5 protein-coding genes are annotated in these 4,590 nt (G+C 69.2%); 1 reads left to right on the top strand and 4 read right to left on the bottom strand.

Annotated elements, in window-relative coordinates; translation table 11 throughout:
• Both AC1D15_RS18905 and truD read right to left on the bottom strand, forming a co-directional pair.
• Positions 1 to 518 (bottom strand): hypothetical protein (locus AC1D15_RS18905; RefSeq protein WP_477827191.1); only part of this gene is annotated, 518 nt, incomplete at its 3' end.
• Between the two features lie 230 nt (positions 519 to 748).
• A complete protein-coding gene (gene truD / locus AC1D15_RS18900; RefSeq protein ID WP_477827190.1) occupies positions 749 to 1,762 on the bottom strand; it encodes a tRNA pseudouridine(13) synthase TruD in 1,014 nt (337 codons plus the stop codon).
• A 215-nt stretch (positions 1,763 to 1,977) separates the two neighbouring features.
• Here truD and AC1D15_RS18895 point away from each other — a divergent pair, with 215 nt between their 5' ends.
• Positions 1,978 to 2,772, top strand: a complete 795-nt coding sequence (locus tag AC1D15_RS18895; RefSeq protein ID WP_477827189.1) for a hypothetical protein — start codon at positions 1,978 to 1,980, stop codon at positions 2,770 to 2,772.
• Between the two features lie 59 nt (positions 2,773 to 2,831).
• Here the strand turns inward: AC1D15_RS18895 and AC1D15_RS18890 are convergent, their stop codons facing one another.
• Entirely contained in the window at positions 2,832 to 3,443 is a 612-nt protein-coding gene (locus tag AC1D15_RS18890) for an amino acid kinase family protein (protein WP_477827188.1), read from the bottom strand.
• Positions 3,443 to 4,513 carry a hydantoinase/oxoprolinase family protein gene (locus AC1D15_RS18885; RefSeq protein WP_477827187.1) on the bottom strand — a complete coding sequence of 357 codons (1,071 nt, stop codon included), beginning with the start codon at positions 4,511 to 4,513 and terminating at the stop codon, positions 3,443 to 3,445. Before AC1D15_RS18885 ends, AC1D15_RS18890 begins: the two co-directional genes overlap by 1 nt.
• Positions 4,514 to 4,590 lie beyond the last annotated feature (77 nt).

Raw genomic sequence — 4,590 nt, 5'->3', positions numbered from 1 at the left:
GGCAGCACCCCCACAACGCCGGCCGCGGTGTCATTCCCAGTGGCCTGCAACACGCCTTGGGTGAACTGCGTTGCGGCTGCCGCAGCATTCGCCAAGGACTGGATCTTCTCGACCCCGTCCTTTGACGTCCAGTACTGGTAGCCGGCAGAACCGAGCAGCGCGGTGCCGGCCACGATGTTCACAACAGGCTGCGCTTCCTTGGGCAGGTAGTTGGGCACGACCGCCAGGAAGTTGAAGGCCTCGCCGATCATCCCCGCCAGCTTCTCGCCCATGATGCCGGTGCGGCCTCCGCCTTGCGACGACGCCTCATCCCCATCCTCCCTTTGCGCGACGGCTCGTTGCGTCACCGAGCCCCAACTCGCCATCGCGCGGCGCTGCGCCTGCATGCGCGGCGAGCGGTGGATGTGGTCGGCCAGCAGTTGCCGCGCAGCCCTCGGCACCGAGGTTTCGTCAGCGGGCATCGCCGCGGGCTTGCGGAGCTGGGTCGCGTCGCGGCGGGCGCTGTGATTTGTTGTCATGGTGGCTCCGGGTTGGCGCCGAGCTTCACGTTCCGGCAGATCCAGCCTAAGGGGCCGGGCCGTGATGCACCATCAGCACGTGACGGACAAAGGCCTGCCGTTTTGCTGAGATGGGGCTTCCCACAGCCCCGCCGATGAAGGCCTGGACTTTGACCACCACCCGCGCGACTGACCGAAGTCCACCCTCGTCAGCCCGAGCGGCCATCCGCAAACCCGAGGTGAGGACACCGTCATTCGACAGCCGCAGATTCGTTCTCCGTGTGCCGGTCAGGCTCCGTGGTGCGGAGGATTTCGTTCAGAACGGAAGTGGCGTAGTTCCCGGCGCGCAAAGAGAACGTGAGCGCCAGTTGATGGGCTTGCGGCCATTCCCATGACATGTCCGCCGGGCTCGCCACCAGGCTGCGGCGCTCCTGATCCAGGCCGGCGTGCTCCATGCCGTCGCACAAGGTGGCGTGACGTTCAGCCACGCCGTTTTCCAGAGCCTGCGCTTGATCGGTGGTGATCACGCGGCCTCGTCCCCAGAGCGGTCCGGTGGGTCGGCCTGCCTCGTCCATCACGTCACCAGGCAGGGTCTTGCCCCAGAGTCCCTGTTGAACTCGCAGCGCCAGCACTTCATTGAAGACGAAGGAGCGCACCGCCGACAGGTAGATGCCCTTCTTCTTCGGGTTGCGCACGCGGATCTCGCGCGCCAGCATGGCGCGGCCCTGCATCACGTTGCCACCGTCGTGGCCGAAACGCTGGGCGCCGAAGTAGTTGGGCACGCCATGGGACGCAACAGCCTGGAGGTTGGCCTCGATGGCGTCGCGGTTGCCGGTCACGTCACGCAGCACGATGCGAAATCGGTTGCCCTGCAGATCGCCAGGGCGCAGCTTCTTCACGTGGCGGCTCTGACCCAGTACCTTGAATTCCGGGTGCTGAAGCAGGGTCAGGTCGGGCGTCTCGCCCTTCGGCAGATAGATGCTGAACCACTGACGGGTGATGGCGTAGCGGTCCTTGAGGCCGGCATAGCCCACGTCTCTTTCCTGCACGCTGGCGGCCTCGGCCAGCTGCTGGGCGACGAAGGCGGTGTTGGCACCGTTCTTCTCAATGTCCAGCCAGAGGTGTTCGCCCTCACCGGAGGGCTGCTGCAGCGGCAGTTCGGTCACGATGAAATCCTCGTTGAGGAGTTTCAGCGTGGCGCTGGCGCCGCTGGCCGGATAAGCGTTGGGCCACTGCGGCAAGGTCGTGTAGTGAGCGTCGGTCATGAGCAGTCTGGCGGCACCAGCCGTGGACAGGGACGGGCTGCCTGGCCGACCGGGGGCAGTCCAGGCCGCGATTCTCTCCTGACCCGCATGCCTTGACTTCTTCCCGATCTGTTTCGCCGGCGCATCGTTCGCTTCGCATCCGCGGCGGTCCACCGCCTGCCCCGCCGTCAATCTGGCGCCTGACCCACGATGGGCCGCAAACCAAGGACGCCACCATGCCAATTGACCACCGATACGGTTCCCCTCCGCGCAGCTACTCGTACGCCCCCTCGCAGCCAAGCCATTCGCCGCAGCCGTCGCACGGCTACGGGCAGCCGCCGCAGCAGCCCTACGGCTACGGGCCGGCGCCTTCGTCGCACGAGCAGTGGGGCGGACCTTCCCAGTCGCGGACCAGCCACGCCAGCAGCACGAGCCGTCCGCGCACGCGCGCGCCGCATCACCTGTCCGACGGCGAATCGGACAGCGAGAACCCGAACGTGCTGTACCGCTCGCTCCGCCGTGACGAGGACCCGCGCCGGGGCCTGCGGCCGCCGGACGGCTTCGACCCGTCACTGACCGCCAGCCAGCACATCACGGCCGGCAGCAAGTCGAAGCGGAAGAGCGAGTTCGTCTCGGCCACGCGCAGCGCCAAGGTGGCCTCGGCCTGGGCCGCCGAGGGCCCGCCGGGCGGACGCGTGGCACGCTTCAACAAGCCGCGCGGCCAGGAGTCCTACGACATGACCGATCCCGACCAGGCGCGGCATGTGTTCCCCACCGGCAAGGGCTCCAGCCTGAACACCGCGAAAGCCTCGCAGGAGGTGGTGATCCGCGGCCACATTCCCGCGGACCACGTCACCGATGTCTGGGACGCGCACCGGGTGACCATGGAGCAGTACCACGAGGCCAGCGCGGACACCGTGCCGGGCTTCGAACGCAAGAGCCGCTCGCGCACCAAGGCGGATGGCCCACCGAAGCCGGTCGTGCTCACTGAATGGGTGCCGCCAGGCGATCCCTACTACTATCGTCGCTGACGCCCAGGGGCCGGACATGTCAATGTCGCTCGACGGATATTGGGCCACCACGTGCCCCGCTAGAACCCCCGGCCCCCCCCCATCACCCGGTTCTCCCCATACAGCAACGCCCGCATCCCCTCCAGGTCGCCCTTGTGGATGACCTCGATCGGGAACGCCGCCCCCTGGGCCAGCGACGCGAAGCGCGCGTCGACGATGCCCTGCTCGCCCAGCTGCGCCAGCGTCGGTGCTCCCTCCATCCGGCACGACTTCACCACCACCAGCCGTTCCGCATTGAGCCGCCGCGCCAGGTCGAGCGCGATGCTGTCCGACGTGACCTCCCAGTTGGTCTGCCCATCCGGCTGCTCGCGCTGCAATTCAAAGGGAAGCCACAACGCCGTCTGCCCCTTGTGCAGCACGCGCCGGATGTCGCTGCGGCTCGTCGCCAGCTGCAGCGCGGGGTTCAGCGCGTTGAACTGGTAGGCGGTCTGCGCCATCGCCAGCACCGCCATGTTGTGCGCCGCCAGGTCGTTGAACTGCCAGTGCGATTGCAGGCGCCGCACTTCGTCGGCCAGGCTGCCGCCGCCGCACACCAGCGTCACGCGCCCTCCCCCCAGCTGCGCCAGCAGGTCCAGCCACTGCGGCAACACCGGGTCGGCACTCAGGCTGCCGCCGAGCTTGACGACCCACATCAGCGCAGCTCCATGTCGAGCAGCATCGCCACCGCCACGCTCGGCGCGCACACCTGCGCCCAGGCCGCCACCGCCGGTGCGGCACCGAGTGCCAGGCGGGCCAGGTCGCTGCCGTAGCGGCGGCACGCGCAGGCCGCGCCGTGCGCGGCGGCCAGCACGTCGGCCACCAGGAAGTCGCCGCACCCCGCACTGACGACGACGGCATCGGCCGACATCCGGTGCATCGCCATCACGCGCTGCAGCTGCGCGCCCAGTTCGTCCACCTGCGCGGCGCGCCAGTCCTGCGCGAACACCAGCCACTCGCCGTCGCAGGCATCGCGCGCATCCATGCCGATCATCCGCGCCAGCCGCTTGCGCGTGGCCGGCAGGTCCTTCGGCGCGTTGTCGGCGCTCGGGTACAGGTCGTGCGCCGGGTCCAGCTCGCCGGTCAGGCGGTACACGTCGGCCACGGTCGCGAAGTACTCGTTCATCACGTTGAGCCGCTCGCCGCGCCACGGGATCTGCCGCGCCAGCCCGCACAGCGGCGTGCGCACCACGCCCTGGTAGACGAGCTCGCCTGTCGCCAGGCGCTGCACGTCGCTGCGCGCCTGCGTGACGACCTGCCCATGCCTGAACGCGATGATGTCGGTGGTGGTGCTGCCGATGTCGAGCAGCACGCCGTCGCCCAGTTCGCGCGCCGCGTGCATCGCGGTGGCCAGCCAGTTGGCCGACGCGATGTGCTGCCACTGCGCGGCCACGCGTTCGCCGTCGCACCAGCCCTGGTCGCCGGTGAAGAACTGCACCGCCGCATCGGGCCAGGCCTCGCACAGCAGCGCCGCGATGCGCTGCACGCCGGCCTCGCGGTGCTCGAACAGGTCGACCATCTCGCCCGTCATCGTCACCGCATGCCGGGCCTGCACGGCCGCGGGCCAGCGCTCACGGGCCGATTGCAGCGCGCGCTCCAGGTGCTCGATGCCCTGCCACAGCGGGCAGGCCCATTGCGCGACATCGACCACGCGGCCGCGCTGCAGCAGGCAGGCCTTGACGTGCGCGCCGCCGATGTCCCAGCCGACGACGGTGGCGTCATCCATGGGCATGCTCGCGCAGCAGGTCGGCCGCGAGGTTGCGGCCGAGCGCCGCCGACAGGCCCACGTAGGCGCAGGTGACG

The organism is Rhizobacter sp. P2_H2, assembly GCF_056403375.1.
The sequence above is the reverse complement of the archived record's forward strand: the minus strand, read 5'-3'. Positions and strand labels throughout refer to the sequence as shown.

Bases quoted from the DNA above. Each gene is read 5' to 3' on its own strand.
- truD (WP_477827190.1), bottom strand. From the start codon at position 1,762: ATGACCGACGCTCACTACACGACCTTGCCGCAGTGGCCCAACGCTTAT.
- AC1D15_RS18895 (WP_477827189.1), top strand. From the start codon at position 1,978: ATGCCAATTGACCACCGATACGGTTCCCCTCCGCGCAGCTACTCGTAC.
- AC1D15_RS18890 (WP_477827188.1), bottom strand. From the start codon at position 3,443: ATGTGGGTCGTCAAGCTCGGCGGCAGCCTGAGTGCCGACCCGGTGTTG.
- AC1D15_RS18885 (WP_477827187.1), bottom strand. From the start codon at position 4,513: ATGGATGACGCCACCGTCGTCGGCTGGGACATCGGCGGCGCGCACGTC.